The sequence below is a fragment of the Christiangramia sp. LLG6405-1 genome (assembly GCF_045055805.1).
Classification (GTDB): Bacteria; Bacteroidota; Bacteroidia; order Flavobacteriales; family Flavobacteriaceae; genus Christiangramia.
The window spans coordinates 2,246,767-2,264,219 of the sequence record NZ_CP159330.1; the positions used below are offsets into that span (position 1 = coordinate 2,246,767).

A 17,453-nucleotide genomic window follows, 5' to 3' on the forward strand; every position below is an offset into this window, starting at 1 on the left:
TATTTTGAATCAATTACAAATATATTTTAATATGTATAAATTGACCCTTTAAACCTGTAGTTTTTATTAACAGAAATTATCTGGTTTACATAGCCAAGTAGCTGTAAAATATATTGTTACAGATTTTTATTTAGTAATAATTGTTAATATGTTCAATTTGAATATCCCGTAGCCTTCTATCGAAGTTTTAACGTATATATCTTCGTTTACGGAAGTAGGTAAGGGCAGTACCAAGCATTGCAAGCAATAACAATGGTGCCCCAATAGCAATGATCTGCCACATTTCGCGTTGCGCGGCAACTTTGTCCTTGTTTAGAAATGCCAGGTTAATCTCTTTTGTCCTCACATCCACAAGTCCAGAATCATCCAGTAAATAGTTGACCGTATTTAGTAAAAACTCTTTATTGCCGTAGGTCATCCCAGTGTAACGTTCAAAACCAAGTTCCAGTGGTTTTCCTTGCTGCAAGTCATTCTTTATCACATCACCATCAGAGATCACCACCATTTTAGTATTCCCGCTGTTATCCAGATGCGCTGTTTCAAAAGGCTTCAATCGATTACTGTAAACAGATTTAAAACTGCCTTCCAGTAATACTGCCAAAGGTTGTTCACCTGCATTATAACTTTCCATTACTGGCTTTGAACCTATGATATCCAGTCCTATTTGCAGCGGTACGCCTTCAAGCTTTGTTTTAGGAGAACTGCTAAGTAAAACAGTTTTCTCAAGTTCATTCTCCAAAAGATCGATTGGGTTGGCGTAATTAAATTTTACCGCTTCAATATTATTGACTATTGGATGATTGGCCATAGAACTTGTAAGCGGACTATAATACCATGGATATGGATTAAAGCGTGTTTCATTTCCAGTTCCACTTGCAAGAATGATAGGAGCAGAGTACAGGTCATTTACCAGTTCTGAATTTATGCGCAGGCCATAAGAGAAAAAATAGTCACCAAGGTTTAGATTTCTTGGTAAGGCAAGTGCAGAACCTCGCTCATTAAAAAGGCTGTCATTCTCCATACTGGTCATTTCCGCGAGCCAGAGCATTTTGCCGCCGTTCATCAAATATTGATCGAGTACATACTTCTCCTTTTCAGAATAAGGTATTATGGGTTTCGCTTCGATCACCAGGTCATAAGACTTTAAGTCTTCCAGAGTTTTCTGCGGATTGCTGGCAACCGAATCCAGCGTAAAAGGTGCCAGGAAATAATATTCTTGCACGGTTTTGATGAAATCTGCTATTCTCGCGTCTGGAAGTTCTCCATTCCCGCGCATAACCGCGATCTTTTTTGCTCTTGGGTAGATAAGTTTGTTCAAACCATCGGCAAAAGCATATTCCAATTGCTGCACAGAGGAATTCACTCGCTCCTCGTCAGTTGCGCCAATCTGGTTCTTCAGTAAAGGAATTTTAACCGTTTTATCTTCGAAATTAGCAATAGCCCAGGGGAAAATTATAGTCTCACTATTTTTTCCGTTCTCCTGAACATTGAGTCTGGCGGGAGTCATCCCTAATTTATAGAACTCTTCAGCAATGGCATTGGCATCATCACCTTCAGCTAAAGGATCGATAAAATTGAATTTTATATTCGAATTATAGGCAGCAAACTCTTCAAGCATTTGCCTAGTTTCCTCTTTTAGTCGTCTAAATTCCGAAGGAAAACTGCCCTCAAGAAAAACATCGATAATAATGGGAGAATCTACATCGTCCACAATCTCTTTGGCTGCTGAAGACAGACTGTATCGCTGGTCCTCGGTAAGATCCAGTCTAGTAAAAAAATTGGCAGCAACAATGTTTAGCACGATCAAAATGATCACGAAAACCAATAAACTCGATATGTTCTTATTACGGATCATCTTCGGTTTTTTGCTGATGAAATATTTACCTGGGTAAGCTTCAGAAATAAAGCGATCACACTAACAAAATATATAAAATCACGAGTGTCTAATACACCCCGGCTAATACTACGATAATGATAACTTATTCCGAAGTATTCCAGCAAATAGGTGAATTCTCCAAAAATATTGATGGTGGCGAGTGCTTCGAATGCATAGTAGATGGCAAAACAAAGGGAAACGCCGAGTAAAAAGGCCACAATTTGATTAGATGTAATACTGGAAGCATAAGTGCCAATCGCGGTATAACTTGCTGCAAGAAAGATCAAACCAAGATAAGATCCAATAGTTGCGCCAGTATCAAAATTATAACCTGTCTGTCCCAGTTCGCCAATGGCTAATAAGTAAATCAGGCTTGGAATGATCGCAAGAAGTACTAAAATTAGTCCGCCAAAATATTTTCCAAACACAAGATCCCAACTATTAATTGGGCGGGTTTGCAAGATTTCCATGGTTCCCATTCGCTTTTCTTCGGAATAGCTGCGCATACTTATCGCAGGAATCAGGAATATAAAGATCCAGGGTGCGAGATCAAAAAATGGTTTAAGATCTGCAAAACCGCTATCCAGAATATTGTAGCCTCCACTAAATACAAAAAGGAACAGTCCGCTAACCAACAGAAAGATACCAATAACCAGGTAACCGGTAAGGTTTGCAAAAAATGATTGTATTTCTTTTTTAAAGATCGCGAACATTTAGTCCAGGCTTACAAGTTTATCAACGCTCCAGGCTTCGGGTTTTGCATTAAAATGAACTTTCGTTTCTGCCCAAACCTTTTTAAATAGATCTGAATGCCGATAGTTCTCCAAAGCATTTTCATCTTCCCAGTAACTATACGTAAAAAATGTATTCCTATTGTTTTTATCACGGTATAGTTCCAGAAATTGACAACCTTCAAAATTTCTGATGTTCGATTTTACCTGTTCAAAGTTGTTCAGAAATTCTTCGATCTTATCTTCCTTAAAGCCCATTTTTACAATTCTCACGAACATCTATTCAAAATTTATGGTTACAGTGTCTAGATATTCCAGACCAAATAAACTTGCTGCACCGCCCACTGTATTAGGATTACTTTTATAAATCGCAAGTTCTATATAGCCGGCAGAATTGAACACTGCCAGTTTCTTACCATCTTCTTCTTTCCTGTTTTCCTTCTCTACTTCAAAATTAATGGCATGACTGTAAGTTTCATAGATTGCATCGAAATTATGCCTGCGCGCACTAATTTTAAAGGCCCGGCCTTTGCCAGTACTTTCAAACAATTTTCTAGAAATATTTGTGATCACATTTCCGTAGTTATCAATATAGATCACGTGTCCCAGTATCTGGTTCTGTTCGCTATTAATAATGGGTTCGAACTGTTTGAGATGCTTAATTTGCTCGATATTTTTACCAATTACTTCCAGCGTTCCTCCACGGGAAATATGACAGGCTACTTTTACAAAAACATCCAGTACAGGAAAATTGGTTTGTATCTTATCATGTATATTAATTTCCACGATTTTCTCCGGTCTTATTTCTGAAGCTAATAAAGAAAGTATTCCATTGTTGGCACAAATAAAGTAGTGGTCATCCAGTTTTACTGCGAGATGTTTGTTCTCTGGTGTAAGTTCTGAATCGATCCCAATAATATGAATACTTCCCTTCGGAAAACTTCTATAGGCGTTCTTGATGATATATGAAGCTTCACTAATATGAAAGGGTGAAACCGAATGTGAAATATCAACAATTCTAACATCACTTAGCTCATTGTAGATAGCACCTTTAACCGCTCCAGCGAAATAATCCTTCTCCCCAAAATCGGTCGTTAAAGTGATGATTGCCATAGGCGATTGTTAATATTTTTTTAACCTGAAACAGGTAATTTTCCTTAAGTTTGTATAGGTAGCGAATATAAATTTTATTTTAGTGATTCGCTCGAGGACAGCAGTCAAAAGTAACGCTTTTCTCAGCCCAAAATTAGAACATACAAATACGAAGGACAAATAAATTCTAACTGAAAAATTCACAATGCTTCATCTAAAATTCTAGCTTTTGAACGAACTTCTTATTGAACTCTCAGAAATAAGCCCACGCGAATTTTTCGGGCAACAGAACGAACATATCGAACTACTCAAAAAATACTTTCCCAAGCTCAAAATAGTTGCCAGAGGTAATAAAATTAAAGTTTTTGGCGATGAGGAAATGCTGGAGGAATTCAACAAACGCTTTTCCATGTTGATGGATCATTTTGGAAAGTATAATAAACTGGACGAAAACACTATTGAAAGAGTTCTCACCAGCGAAAGTGAAGAGGATTATCAAACCACAAAAGAAAGTGGGGAGACAATCGTTCATGGTTTAAGCGGAAAGGTGATCAAAGCTCAAACTGCGAATCAACGCAGGATGGTAGAACTTACCAAAAAGAACGATCTTGTTTTCGCTATTGGACCTGCTGGAACCGGAAAGACTTATACTGGCGTAGCACTCGCTGTAAAAGCTCTAAAGGAGAAGCAGGTAAAAAGAATTATTCTTACCAGACCCGCGGTAGAAGCAGGTGAAAATCTTGGATTTCTACCAGGTGATCTTAAAGAAAAACTGGATCCTTACATGCAGCCATTATATGATGCATTAAGGGATATGATCCCGCATGAAAAGCTTGAATTATTTATTGAAAAAGGAGTTATCCAAATTGCTCCATTAGCATTTATGCGTGGTAGGACCTTGGATGATGCATTTGTGATCCTTGATGAAGCACAGAACACTACTCATGCGCAAATGAAGATGTTCTTAACCAGAATGGGGAAACATGCGAAATTTATGATTACAGGTGACCCAGGACAGATAGATTTACCTAGAAGAACTATTTCTGGTCTTAAGGAAGCATTACTGGTGCTAAAAGATGTGAAAGGTGTTGGTATGGTTTACCTTGATGATAAAGATGTTATTAGACACCGACTGGTCAAAAAGATCATATCTGCTTATAAAACTATTGAACATAACGACTAAATTTTCAACTCGTGAAGAGTAAAACAATTATAAAAACAGACTTTCAATTCCCGGGACAAAAATCGGTTTACAAAGGTAAGGTCAGAGATGTATATACCCTGGAAGATGACAGGTTGTTATTGATCGCGTCAGACAGGCTTTCAGCTTTTGATGTGGTGATGCCAAAAGGAATTCCATTTAAAGGTCAGATCCTTAATCAGATCGCTACGAAAATGATGGAAAAGTCTGCGGATATCGTCCCAAACTGGTTGGAAGCAACACCAGATCCTAATGTAGCAATCGGTAAAAACTGCGAACCATTTAAAGTTGAAATGGTTATTCGTGGTTATCTTTCTGGTCATGCTGCCAGGGAGTATAAAGCGGGAAAGAGAGAATTGTGTGGAGTTGAGATGCCTGAAGGAATGAAGGAAAATGATAAATTTCCTGAACCTATAATCACTCCTGCTACGAAAGCTGAAATGGGAGATCATGATGAGGATATTTCCAGAGAGGATATTATATCTAAAAATATCGTTTCAAAGAAAGATTATCTTCAGCTCGAAGATTACACTCGTAAATTGTTTCAAAGAGGTTCGGAGATCGCTGATCAACAAAACCTGATCCTGGTTGATACTAAGTATGAATTCGGAAAAACTTCCGAAGGAAAAATAGTATTGATAGACGAAATACATACGCCAGATTCTTCAAGATATTTCTATAGGGACGGCTATGAAGAAAGACAGGCTAAAGGCGAAGCACAGAAACAACTCTCCAAAGAATTCGTTCGGCAATGGCTTATAGGTGAAGGCTTTCAAGGACTTGAAGGTCAGGAAGTGCCTTTGATGAGCGATGATTATATTGAAACTGTTTCTGAAAGGTATATTGAGCTATATGAGAATATTACCGGAGAAACTTTTAAGAAGGCTGATATTAGTGATATCGACGCAAGAATCGAACAGAATGTGCTAGATTATCTTGAATCTCACAACTAATAGGTTCATAATATGAACATTTCTATTAATTATGTAATTGATACCATCATTTTTTAGCAGTTCCTTTTTCTGATTGCTCAGTATTTAATATTTTTAATGAAAACCGGTAATTCCGGTTTTCTTCTTTTATAAACGATATTATTTATGAGTAACTACCATATAAAGAACCTGGAGGAATATTTTCAGGTATACCGAAAATCCATCCGTGAACCTGAAAATTTCTGGCAGGAAGTTGCTGAAGAACATTTTACATGGAGAAAAAAATGGGATAATGTACTTAGCTGGGATTTTAGTAAGCCGGAAGTAAAATGGTTTGAAAATGCCAAGCTGAATATTACTGAAAATTGCATTGATAGACATCTACTCGCAAAGGGAGATAAAACTGCTATTATCTGGGAGCCGAATGATCCTTCAGAAGAAACTTTGAAGATCAGCTATAATGAATTACATAAAAAAGTAAGTCAGTTTGCTAATGTTCTAAAAGCGAACGGCATCGAAAAGGGGGATAGGGTGTGCATTTATCTTCCTATGATTCCGGAACTGGCTTATTCAGTTTTAGCGTGCGCAAGAATTGGAGCAATACATTCTGTTGTGTTCGCGGGTTTTTCTGCTTCGGCTCTAGCCGCCAGAACTCAGGATGCCGACTGCAAAATGATGATCACTTCCGATGGTTCTTTCCGTGGAGATAAAACGATTGATCTTAAAGGTATCGTTGATAAGGCACTTGATAACTGTCCTGATGTAGAAAAAGTACTGGTTGCTAAGAGAACCGGAGCAAATGTACATATGGAAGCAGGAAGAGATGTCTGGCTGGAAGAGGAAATGTTTAAAGCTGCTGATTCCTGTACTCCTGAGATCATGGATGCTGAAGATCCACTCTTTATATTATATACCTCGGGATCTACCGGAAAACCCAAAGGTATGTTACACACAACGGCGGGGTATATGGTTTATTCAGCTTACACCTTTAAGAACATATTTAACTATCAGGATGATGATGTCTATTGGTGTACTGCCGATATTGGATGGATAACGGGGCATTCGTACATAGTATATGGTCCGCTTTTAAATGGTGCTACCACCCTGATGTTCGAAGGTGTTCCATCATATCCGGATTACGGTAGATTCTGGGAAATTGTTGAAAAATATCAAGTAAATCAGTTTTACACGGCACCAACAGCAATTAGGGCTTTAGCGAAGAAAAACCTCGATTTTGTCAATAAATACGATCTTTCTTCTTTAAAAGTGCTGGGAACGGTAGGCGAGCCAATTAACGAGGAAGCATGGCACTGGTACGATAATAACATTGGAAAGAATAAAAGTCCGATTGTCGATACCTGGTGGCAAACAGAGACCGGTGGTATCATGATCTCTCCAATACCTTTTGCCACTCCCACAAAACCAACTTTTGCAACTTTGCCCTTCCCCGGAATTCAGCCTGCTTTGATGGATGAGCAAGGAAAGGAGTTAAAAGGAAATCAGGTTGATGGCAGGTTGTGTATTAAATTCCCGTGGCCATCCATGGCAAGAACTATATGGGGGAATCACGATAGATATAGAGATACTTATTTTTCAGCATTTGAGAATAAATATTTTACTGGTGATGGAGCGATGCGTGATGAGGTTGGTTATTACCGAATTACCGGGAGAGTAGATGATGTCATTATAGTGTCAGGACATAATTTAGGAACTGCACCAATTGAGGATGCCATCAATGAACATCCGGCGGTAGCTGAATCTGCCATTGTTGGGTTCCCACATGAAGTAAAAGGTAATGCTCTTTACGGATTCGTTATTCTGAAGGAATCTGGAGAATCCAGAAATCACGATAATTTAAGAAAAGAGATTAATCAACAAATTGCTGATAAAATCGGACCTATAGCAAAACCAGACAAAATTCAGTTTGTGGAAGGTTTGCCGAAAACCAGAAGTGGTAAGATCATGCGTAGAATACTACGGAAGATCGCAAGTAATGATACTTCTGATCTGGGAGATACTTCAACATTACTAAATCCTGAAGTTGTTGAAGAAATTATTGAAGGATATCTTAAATAAATTATATTCGGCACCGTTATTGATAATATTTTACGAATAAAATCTTAATTATGAAAAACTACTTACTTTTTGCAATTTTTATAGCTATGTCTATCTCCCACGGTACTGCACAGCGATTTCAGAACTTAGAAAATAATGGAATGCAAATATTTACTAAGCAGAAAGAGCCTGCTGCAATGACTGGATCCCCTTATTATGAAGAAGAATTTATGATGGGAACTGTAATAGATAAGGATCGTAAGGTTAATATGTTGATGCGATACAATGCACTGGAAGATATGGTTGTCTTGAAGCCAGATGCATCTACCGGAAAAGAGTATGTGTTACCGAAGATTAAATCTATAAATTACAAAATTGGGAATTACACGTATTTTATTGATGAACTGAATACAGAGGACGGTAAGTTGGAAGCTTATTTCGCCAGATTTTACCAGGGTGATAAGAGCGATTTTGTTGGGCAACCTGTTGCTGATTATACACCAGCTAAAGCAGCCACTACAGGCTATGGGGAAGATAAGCCAGCTAAAATTAAGGTAGATATGGTTTATTACATCTCAGTAGATGGAGCCCCATTCAAGGAGGTTCGTTTGAAAGAAAAGGATCTGGAGGATTTATTTAAAGGGGATAAGATGGAAGATTATTTGGACGACAATAAAATAAAAACAGAGCAAGATGTTGTCTCTTTGCTGAAATATTATGAGCAATTGAATTAAGTCAACTAAGTTACTAACCTAAAAATCTGCATTATGAAAAAAATTTTATTTTGTTTGATAATTCTTGTTCCTTTCTTAACCAACGCGCAATCCTGGCCGGCAGCTGGTAATGTTGCAGGTTTTAATAATGAACTTAGGGAGGTTCGAATGTTTGACTTTAATGGATCACCGTATTATGAGAATGAATTTGTAGAAGGTAAGGTAACAAATAACAAGGGAGAATCAGAGTATCTTTATTTTCGTTACAACGTATTGGATGAGGTATTTCATATCAAAAAGAATTTAAATTCCTCCAAAGTTTACGAATTGCCGGATGCACCAGATTTATCATTCTCAACGAAAGATTACAAATACTTGAGAAAAGATAAGAACTCAAATTTACCAGGCGGTAATCTAAAATATGTTATCGAGTTTAGAAATGAAAAAAATTATCAAGTAGTAGGTGTTAAATGATCGAGGTAATTCCAGCCATTCCAAATAGGACCCCTTATCATTCTACTAGAAACGGTAAATATAAAATTGTAACTACCTATTACGCCTCTTTAGATAATGAGGAGTTTAGTCAGCTAGACTTGAAAGGTAAAGATTTAACGGATAATATTGAGCATTCTAATTTTCTTAAGAAGTTAGAACAGGATTAACTTCAGTATTTCAGTTATAAAATTCTAAAGCCCCAGAACGGGGCTTTTTTAATATCTATATCTAAGTAATTTTCGAATCTTGATATTTTTCGCGTCGATCTTTGCTATTAACTTCATAAATATTAGCGCTGTAATAAATGCGTCACCAGAAGCAGTGTGCCTATCGGTAAGATCAATGTTATAATCTTCAGCGATCTCATCCAGTGAATACACTTTATTCTTATCTATAAAGTTTGTTGCTATTCTGGTCTTCTTATAAAGAATTGCGGTATCTAGAAATTTATTCTGAAGGCGAGGTAAACCGTTTCTTTCTAATGCCTTATTCATCATGCTTTTGTCGAAACCAGCATGATGGGCTACAAGAATAGAATTCCCGATGTAATTTATGAAATGTTCTAAAGCTTCAGCTTCCTGTAACTGAGCAAAACGCTCATTTTTGATTATCCCGTGGATCTTAACGGTTTCAGGATTAAAGGTGTTTTGCTTCAGATAGACTTCAAAATGATCTTTCACCTTAAGCTGATTGTTCTGAATAGCAATCGCGCCAATGCTCAAAATCCGATCTTCATGAATATCAAAGCCGGTAGTTTCGGTATCAAAAACAACAAAACGTTGGTCTGCTACATCTTCAGCTTTATCTTTATCAAATAAAGAAAGATACCTGGAAAAATATTCTGGCAGATTCTCAGGTTGCTGATCTTTTTTAAACCATTCTCGAATCATGAATAATAAGTAGTTTCAAAACGGATTTTGATAAGTTCCTGGATTTCTTTAATGGATTTGAAGCAGCGCTTTAATTTGATCTTATCCTCTTTTCCAAGATCCTCAAGATTTATGAATCGGCCATTATCCTTATTTTTAAGACCTTGTTTCGTTCTAAATTTACTAAGTGCTTTGGAAGAATAGGCGCAAGCCTGGTAGATCTCCTTATTATTTGGTTCCAGCTGAGCAAGTTTTTCAAATCTTTCCGCAGTATTACTGATATTTTTAACCCTGTGTTCCAGAATTAGAAGTCTTGCGGCATCTGTAAGTGGCATTATTCCACGTTTTTTAATATCGAAAAGATCCTTTTTTTCTCCATCATGTTCTACTAAAAATTGTCTGAAAAAGCCTAAAGGAGAGGGATTTCTCAATGCCTGTGCTGCAAGCCGATTCAAGAAATTCCGGTTTCCTTTTAAAATGTCATAAACATGGTCTGAAAGTTCATTCGTTAGCCTTGATTCACCATAACTAATGTCATAGTCAAAAAAGATCTGGCAGAGTAAAATTTCATCATTTCCTGAAGTCGTAACCCAGTTCGAAAATTGATCCTTCCATTCAGATAATGAGAGGCAGTATTTTTCATTTCTGGCCATCATCTCTGCTGGACAAAACTGATAACCAATGATATTAAGTCTCTTAGTGACTTTTCTGGCTAGCTTAAGAAAATAGGCTCTGACTTCTTCTAGTTTGTCTTCCTCTACATTTTCGAACACCAGCGCATTGTCCTGATCTGTGAGTAATAACTGTTCCTTCCTTCCTTGACTTCCCAGTGACATACAGCTAAAACTACAGGGTAGAGGTTCCTCCATTTTATCAATGCAACGAGTAATTGTTCTTTTGATGGTTGCATCATTTAATTCAAAAATAATCGTACTGATATGGGACACCGGAATATTGCTTTTGATGTAACCATCGAGTAAAAGCATGATCTTTGTTCGAATCTTCTTGAGCTTTTTGGTGGAATTCGCTCGATTGATGGCTTTCATCAAAACAGCAGGATTATTACCCTGAGAAACTATAATATCATGTTCAGAAACAATTCCTTTTACTTTTGTATTTGGAGTGCCATCTTTGGTGATGCAGATATGATTGATCTTATGTTTCATCATCGCAAGCTGCGCCTGTGCTACCGTGAGGTTTTTAGAATAACAGATCACCGGAGAATTCATAACTTCAGAAATATCACTGGTAATAGGCAAAATTCCGGTAGCGACCAATTCTCTAAAGTCCACATCGGTGACGATTCCAACAGGCTTTTTATCTTCCACTACGATAACCGATCCAACCCTGCGCTCACTCATAAGTGTAGCAGCTTTTTGAATGCTGGTGTTCCTGGATACGGTCACCATTTTCTTGACGATCGGGATAGGTTGAAGCTCAAATAAAGGATCTTTATTTAGCTGAATATCCTCTTCATCTGTAAATAATCTCCCGCGATGTTTTTCTGAATAGGGGTTACGGGTGTTTGAAGCAAAGCTTTCCATAAGAAAATCCCCTACTTCAGGATTGTTGATCGCATAAGGCTTGAAAAGGTTCAACGGAATTCCATAGATGACACTTTCTTCGTCTGTAATGGCATTGATCTGGTAATTTTCCTTCGCAAATAAGGGACGCAATCCAAAAATATCACCTTCATCACATTTATCAATAGTCTCAGGTTCTTTGGACTCTTCAACCTTTTGAAGATCTACCGCTCCTTTTTGAACTATATAGAATTGATCGTGGACCTGCTCATCTTTTCTGAAGATCATTTTACCAGCCTCAAAATAGAAGACTGTAATCGATTCTGAAATTTTAAGTAATTCAGATTTTTCCAGCAGTGAAAATGGCGGATAATTTTCAAGGAAATCGGCGATACGAGCGGCAATGGAATTTGTCATATTTCAAATTTATCTGAAAATTTGACAATTCGCCCCCGGATTAGTCAGCAATTTCTATTTCGTAATCCTTGATGAGCTTATAAATCGCTTTTTCTGTTTCTGAAAGTTTAATGTACTCTGGTTTAATGTCTTCCTTCACTTTCTTGAAATACGAATCGATCTCGCCACTTTCGTAAGTTTCAATCACTTTTGGATGCACATAATAACTTCTGCAAACAGAACGTGTGTTGCCAAGGCCTTCCGCAGCAGCATCAAAACCAATAAGGATGTTCTTTTTATTCTGCTTCTCTTCTTCCGTATACCCCAATTCGTGCAGAGTTTCAAAAAATATTTTAGTGGCAGACCAGGTTCTAAAGTCCTTAGCCGAGTACATGTCTCCACTAATTTCATGGATATAATCATTGATCATTCCACTGTCTATGGTTTGCTTAACACCATTCTCATTGTAGAATTTGAACAGCTCCCATCCAGGAATTTCCTCACATTGATTGATCAATTTAATGAGTCTCTTGTCTTCTACCGAAATAGAATGTTCTTTCCCTTTTTTACCTATGAATTCGAATTTGAGTCCGTCTTCCATAGTTTTAACATGCTTGGTACGAAAAGTAGATAGACCATAAGTTTTATTATTCTTCGCATAATATTCATTGCCTATCCTGATATGGGTTTCCTCCATAAGTCTAATGATCAATGCAAGCACCTTACGCTTGGGCATTCCTTTAAGATTGAGATCTTCATCCACCTGCTTTCTAATCTTAGGTAACATCTTCCCAAAGGCAGTCATCTTGAAAAACTTGGTCTGGTTTCGAACCTTCGACCAGGTTGGGTGGTACATATATTGCTTGCGCTCCTTTTCATCTCTTCCTACTACTTGAAGATGTCCATTATGTAGATGCGTAATCCTGACATTTTTCCAGGCTGGTGGAATCACTAGACTTTTTATACGCTCGATAGTTTTCGTATCGGTAACTTTTTCGTCCTTTCGATAATACGCAAAACCGCGTCCTACTTTCTTTCTGCTTATTGAAAGTAAGTTTTCATTTACATATCTAAGATTCGCAAGTTTTACGGCTTCATGAGTATCACTCATCATTACTTCTACATCATCAGGCGATAGCGTCATTATTTTTTTGTTTAAATATAGGATGAAATTGAGCACTTCAGAATTAAAGAAAAGTGAAAGTTTACTGCTATAAAATAAAAAACTCCCTGATTACAGGGAGTTTAACAACATCTTGAGAAGTGTTCAATTAGTCAAAGTAACTAAAAGTATCACCATCCTTAATTTTCAATAATGATTCATATATAAGATTGATCACATTTTCAACATCATTCTTATGCACCATTTCAACGGTCGTATGCATATAACGCAAAGGCAAAGAGATCAATGCCGAAGGGACACCACCATTGCTATAAGCAAAAGCATCGGTATCTGTTCCTGTGAATCTTGATGATGCATGTCTCTGGAAAGGAATCTTCTTTTCTTCCGCGGTATCAATGATCAATTCTCTCAATTTATTTTGTACCGCCGGAGCATATGAAATTACTGGTCCATCACCAATCCTATTAAGTCCGTTGGTTTTCTTTTCGATCATTGGAGTAGTGGTGTCATGAGTAACATCAGTCACTATAGCAACGTTTGGCTGAATACGATGTGTGATCATTTCTGCACCACGAAGACCAATCTCTTCCTGAACTGAATTAGTAATATAAAGTCCGAACGGTAATTTCTCGCCTTTTTCTTTCAATAATCTGGCAACTTGCGCGATCATAAATCCACCAATTCTATTATCCAAAGCGCGACATACAAATTTATCCTTGTTCAGAATAAAGAATTCATCAGGATAAGTAATTACACATCCTACATGAACACCTAAAGCTTCAACTTCCTCTTTATTCGTACATCCAACATCTATACATATATTGTCCATTTTTGGGGACTGTTCCTTTTCCTTGTCACGGGTGTGGATCGCCGGCCATCCAAAAACTCCTTTAACGATACCATTCTTGGTATGGATGTTTACACGTTTAGAAGCAGCAATCTGGTGATCACTACCACCGTTTCTAACTACATATATAAGACCCTCGTCTGAGATATAATTTACATACCATGAAATTTCATCAGCATGACCTTCTATAACCACCTTATATTTAGCTTCTGGATTTATCACACCAACTGCAGTTCCATAAGTATCAGTAATGAATTCATCCACGTAAGGTTTCAGATATTCCATCCATAATTTCTGGCCTTCAGACTCATATCCTGTGGGAGCTGCATTATTAAGGTATTTCTCTAGAAATTCGAGGGATTTTTGATCCAGTACTTCAGTTTTATCCATAGTTTCTTTTAATTTTCACGAATTTAAAAAATTTAGATTGGAGAGAAGGGGCTATTGACTAATTTTGGAATGGTTTTAGCAAAAAGAATTGATGATCCAAAATTGAAATTTATAGTGATTCGTATATTTTACATCTTACTTTTACTTACTTCAGCTACAGCGGTAGCTCAATCTGATACTTTATCCAGGCCTATTGATTCTACGGAAGTAGATACGTCTATGACCACACAGTATATGATCATTGCAGGAGATTCGATTCCCAGAGAACTTATTGACCTGGAAGAAGTGGTGCTTTTGAGACGACTGAAGTTTGATAGTAATGCAGATAGAAAGCGTTACCTTATATTAAGGAGAAAGACCAGAAAAGTCTATCCTTATGCTAAAATGGCTTCGGAAAGATTGCTTACGCTCAATTCCAGGTTGGACGATATTAAGTCAAGACGGGCTCGTAAGAAGTATACCAAGATCGTTCAGGATTATATTGAAGATGAATTTTCTGCTGAATTAAAGAAACTTACCAGAACTGAAGGTCAGATTCTGGTAAAGCTTATTCATCGTCAAACAGGAACAACCGCTTTTGAACTAGTAAAAGACCTGAAAAGTGGGTGGAGAGCATTTTGGTATAATACGACTGCCAGTATGTTTGATATTTCCTTAAAGGAAGAGTACGACCCAAAAAATAACCAGGAAGATTTTCTGATAGAAGATATCTTACAAAGATCATTCAGGGATAATATTCTGGAAAGACAATCTTCTGCGTTGGATTTTGAATATCTTGATCTTAGTGATAAGTGGAATAAAAAGCAGAAATTAAGAAAAGCTTCAAATTAATTTTATAGACCAGTATTTGATCTTCAACCACTTATAAATAATCTTGTATTTATTTTAAATTTTTCTTCGGAAAGTCATTGTGTAATTAAAATTGGGGCGTATATTTGCAGCCGCTTTGGGAGCAAGGCGTATGTTCGTTGAGAGTAGTAATGGTGGGTAATGCGGTAGTATCTGGCTTTAGAAAATTAAATTAAAATTTATTAAATTTTAGTTTGGTAGAAAGGAAAAAGTTAGTGTATATTTGCAGCCGCTTTGAGAGCAAGGCGAGAGTTCACTGAAAGGTTAGTAAAGGGTAGGCTATTGTTGGTCTAAGGCAAAAAAATAAAAATTAAATTTCTTTAAATTTTATTTGGCTGGAGAGCAAAACTAGTTTTATATTTGCACCCGCTTTGAAAACGAAGCGACGTTCTTAGGAAGGTTGGTAGAGTTTAAAGGTAGGAAAGCTTTAGAGAAAGAAACTAAAAATTTTATTAAAAAAGTTTTGGTTGATAAAGAAAAAGCGTTGTATATTTGCACCCGCTTTGAGAGCAAGCAAACGTTCAAAAATTACAAACTGAAATTACTAGAAACCATCGGATGGGGTGATAGAATAAGGTTCGATTCCTTAGGTTTTAACAAGACAGATTGGGAGACCAATTAAGTTCATTGATATATTGAATTGACAAAGGGTTTTATCTTTAATTAGATAGAATCAAGTGTATAAGAATTAAGACTAGAAAAGTCATACTGAGCAATTTCTTTAGTAGTTGTTGAATATATTTAAGATTTAACGATGAAGAGTTTGATCCTGGCTCAGGATGAACGCTAGCGGCAGGCCTAACACATGCAAGTCGAACGGTAACAGGGATTAGCTTGCTAATCCGCTGACGAGTGGCGCACGGGTGCGTAACGCGTATACAATCTGCCTTTAAGCGGGGAATAGCCCATGGAAACGTGGATTAATACCCCATAGTCTATAAACTTCACCTGGAGATTATAGTAAACATTTATGGCTTAAAGATGAGTATGCGTCCTATTAGTTAGTTGGTAAGGTAACGGCTTACCAAGACGGCGATAGGTAGGGGTCCTGAGAGGGAGATCCCCCACACTGGTACTGAGACACGGACCAGACTCCTACGGGAGGCAGCAGTGAGGAATATTGGACAATGGAGGCAACTCTGATCCAGCCATGCCGCGTGCAGGAAGACGGCCCTATGGGTTGTAAACTGCTTTTATACGGGAAGAACCACATCTACGTGTAGATGCTTGACGGTACCGTATGAATAAGGACCGGCTAACTCCGTGCCAGCAGCCGCGGTAATACGGAGGGTCCAAGCGTTATCCGGAATCATTGGGTTTAAAGGGTCCGTAGGCGGGATAATAAGTCAGTGGTGAAAGTCTGCAGCTCAACTGTAGAATTGCCATTGATACTGTTGTTCTTGAATTATTATGAAGTGGTTGGAATGAGTAGTGTAGCGGTGAAATGCATAGATATTACTCAGAACACCTATTGCGAAGGCAGATCACTAATAATATATTGACGCTGAGGGACGAAAGCGTAGGTAGCGAACAGGATTAGATACCCTGGTAGTCTACGCCGTAAACGATGGTTACTAGCTGTTCGGCTCGATTGAGAGCTGAGTGGTTAAGCGAAAGTGATAAGTAACCCACCTGGGGAGTACGTTCGCAAGAATGAAACTCAAAGGAATTGACGGGGGCCCGCACAAGCGGTGGAGCATGTGGTTTAATTCGATGATACGCGAGGAACCTTACCAGGGCTTAAATGCAGTTGGACAGGTCTGGAAACAGACCCTTCTTCGGACTAATTGCAAGGTGCTGCATGGTTGTCGTCAGCTCGTGCCGTGAGGTGTCAGGTTAAGTCCTATAACGAGCGCAACCCCTGTGGTTAGTTGCCAGCGAGTCATGTCGGGAACTCTAGCCAGACTGCCAGTGCAAACTGTGAGGAAGGTGGGGATGACGTCAAATCATCACGGCCCTTACGTCCTGGGCCACACACGTGCTACAATGGTAGGGACAGAGGGCAGCTACCCCGCGAGGGGATGCGAATCTTCAAACCCTATCACAGTTCGGATCGCAGTCTGCAACTCGACTGCGTGAAGCTGGAATCGCTAGTAATCGCATATCAGCCATGATGCGGTGAATACGTTCCCGGGCCTTGTACACACCGCCCGTCAAGCCATGGAAGCCGGGGGTACCTGAAGTCCGTCACCGTAAGGAGCGGCCTAGGGTAAAACTGGTAACTGGGGCTAAGTCGTAACAAGGTAGCCGTACCGGAAGGTGCGGCTGGAACACCTCCTTTCTAGAGCTTTGCATGTTTACATGCAAGCGACAATTAGTAAAGGGAAGTTCAGAGACCAATTTGGTCTTGATTCTTATGTC

At 38.2% G+C, this 17,453-nt stretch carries 14 protein-coding genes and 1 rRNA gene; 7 read left to right on the forward strand and 8 right to left on the reverse strand.

Features of this window, described 5'->3' with window-relative positions:
* Window positions 1–187: 187 nt before the first annotated feature.
* The 4 genes from gldG to ABVM50_RS10305 are packed head-to-tail and all read right to left on the reverse strand — an operon-like array spanning window position 188 to window position 3,720.
* The gene (gldG, locus tag ABVM50_RS10290) at window positions 188–1,855 is read right to left on the reverse strand and encodes a gliding motility-associated ABC transporter substrate-binding protein GldG (protein WP_405198493.1); all 1,668 of its coding nucleotides are present in this window, start codon (window positions 1,853–1,855) and stop codon (window positions 188–190) included.
* The gene (gldF, locus tag ABVM50_RS10295) at window positions 1,852–2,589 is read right to left on the reverse strand and encodes a gliding motility-associated ABC transporter permease subunit GldF (RefSeq protein ID WP_405198494.1); all 738 of its coding nucleotides are present in this window, start codon (window positions 2,587–2,589) and stop codon (window positions 1,852–1,854) included. The genes gldG and gldF overlap by 4 nt, the downstream gene beginning before the upstream one ends.
* Window positions 2,590–2,886, reverse strand: a complete 297-nt coding sequence (locus ABVM50_RS10300) for a putative quinol monooxygenase (RefSeq protein ID WP_405198495.1) — start codon at window positions 2,884–2,886, stop codon at window positions 2,590–2,592. It lies immediately after the preceding gene.
* A complete protein-coding gene (locus ABVM50_RS10305) occupies window positions 2,887–3,720 on the reverse strand; it encodes an S-adenosyl-l-methionine hydroxide adenosyltransferase family protein (protein ID WP_141877519.1) in 834 nt (277 codons plus the stop codon).
* Window positions 3,721–3,928: 208 nt separating this feature from the next.
* Here ABVM50_RS10305 and ABVM50_RS10310 point away from each other — a divergent pair, with 208 nt between their 5' ends.
* The 5 genes from ABVM50_RS10310 (at window position 3,929) to ABVM50_RS10330 (ending at window position 9,074) form a co-directional block, all read left to right on the forward strand.
* Entirely contained in the window at window positions 3,929–4,882 is a 954-nt protein-coding gene (locus tag ABVM50_RS10310; RefSeq protein WP_405198496.1) for a PhoH family protein, read from the forward strand.
* A gap of 11 nt (window positions 4,883–4,893) precedes the next feature.
* Window positions 4,894–5,853, forward strand: a complete 960-nt coding sequence (locus tag ABVM50_RS10315; protein ID WP_405198497.1) for a phosphoribosylaminoimidazolesuccinocarboxamide synthase — start codon at window positions 4,894–4,896, stop codon at window positions 5,851–5,853.
* A gap of 144 nt (window positions 5,854–5,997) precedes the next feature.
* Complete coding sequence (gene acs, locus ABVM50_RS10320; protein ID WP_405198498.1) at window positions 5,998–7,908, forward strand: acetate--CoA ligase; 1,911 nt, start codon at window positions 5,998–6,000, stop codon at window positions 7,906–7,908.
* A gap of 50 nt (window positions 7,909–7,958) precedes the next feature.
* The gene (locus ABVM50_RS10325) at window positions 7,959–8,621 is read left to right on the forward strand and encodes a hypothetical protein (RefSeq protein ID WP_405198499.1); all 663 of its coding nucleotides are present in this window, start codon (window positions 7,959–7,961) and stop codon (window positions 8,619–8,621) included.
* Window positions 8,622–8,654: 33 nt separating this feature from the next.
* On the forward strand, window positions 8,655–9,074 hold the full coding sequence (locus ABVM50_RS10330) for a hypothetical protein (protein WP_405198500.1): 420 nt from the start codon (window positions 8,655–8,657) through the stop codon (window positions 9,072–9,074).
* A 236-nt stretch (window positions 9,075–9,310) separates the two neighbouring features.
* Here ABVM50_RS10330 and ABVM50_RS10335 read toward each other — a convergent pair whose 3' ends face one another.
* The 4 genes from ABVM50_RS10335 to ABVM50_RS10350 form a co-directional block, all read right to left on the reverse strand.
* Window positions 9,311–9,985, reverse strand: coding sequence for a PolC-type DNA polymerase III (locus ABVM50_RS10335; protein WP_405198501.1), 675 nt, complete (start codon window positions 9,983–9,985; stop codon window positions 9,311–9,313).
* Complete coding sequence (locus ABVM50_RS10340) at window positions 9,982–11,904, reverse strand: DUF294 nucleotidyltransferase-like domain-containing protein (RefSeq protein WP_405198502.1); 1,923 nt, start codon at window positions 11,902–11,904, stop codon at window positions 9,982–9,984. Before ABVM50_RS10340 ends, ABVM50_RS10335 begins: the two co-directional genes overlap by 4 nt.
* Before the next feature lie 40 nt (window positions 11,905–11,944).
* Window positions 11,945–13,027 (reverse strand): DNA topoisomerase IB, encoded by a 1,083-nt coding sequence (locus tag ABVM50_RS10345; RefSeq protein WP_405198503.1) that lies wholly within the window; start codon window positions 13,025–13,027, stop codon window positions 11,945–11,947.
* A 127-nt stretch (window positions 13,028–13,154) separates the two neighbouring features.
* Window positions 13,155–14,243: a M42 family metallopeptidase gene (locus ABVM50_RS10350; protein ID WP_405198504.1), complete on the reverse strand. Its 1,089-nt coding sequence runs from the start codon at window positions 14,241–14,243 to the stop codon at window positions 13,155–13,157.
* A gap of 69 nt (window positions 14,244–14,312) precedes the next feature.
* On the opposite strand from ABVM50_RS10350, the gene ABVM50_RS10355 reads away from it, so the two are divergent.
* Both ABVM50_RS10355 and ABVM50_RS10360 read left to right on the forward strand, forming a co-directional pair.
* A complete protein-coding gene (locus ABVM50_RS10355; RefSeq protein WP_405198505.1) occupies window positions 14,313–15,074 on the forward strand; it encodes a DUF4294 domain-containing protein in 762 nt (253 codons plus the stop codon).
* Between the two features lie 769 nt (window positions 15,075–15,843).
* Window positions 15,844–17,373, forward strand: a 16S ribosomal RNA gene (locus ABVM50_RS10360).
* Window positions 17,374–17,453: the final 80 nt, after the last annotated feature.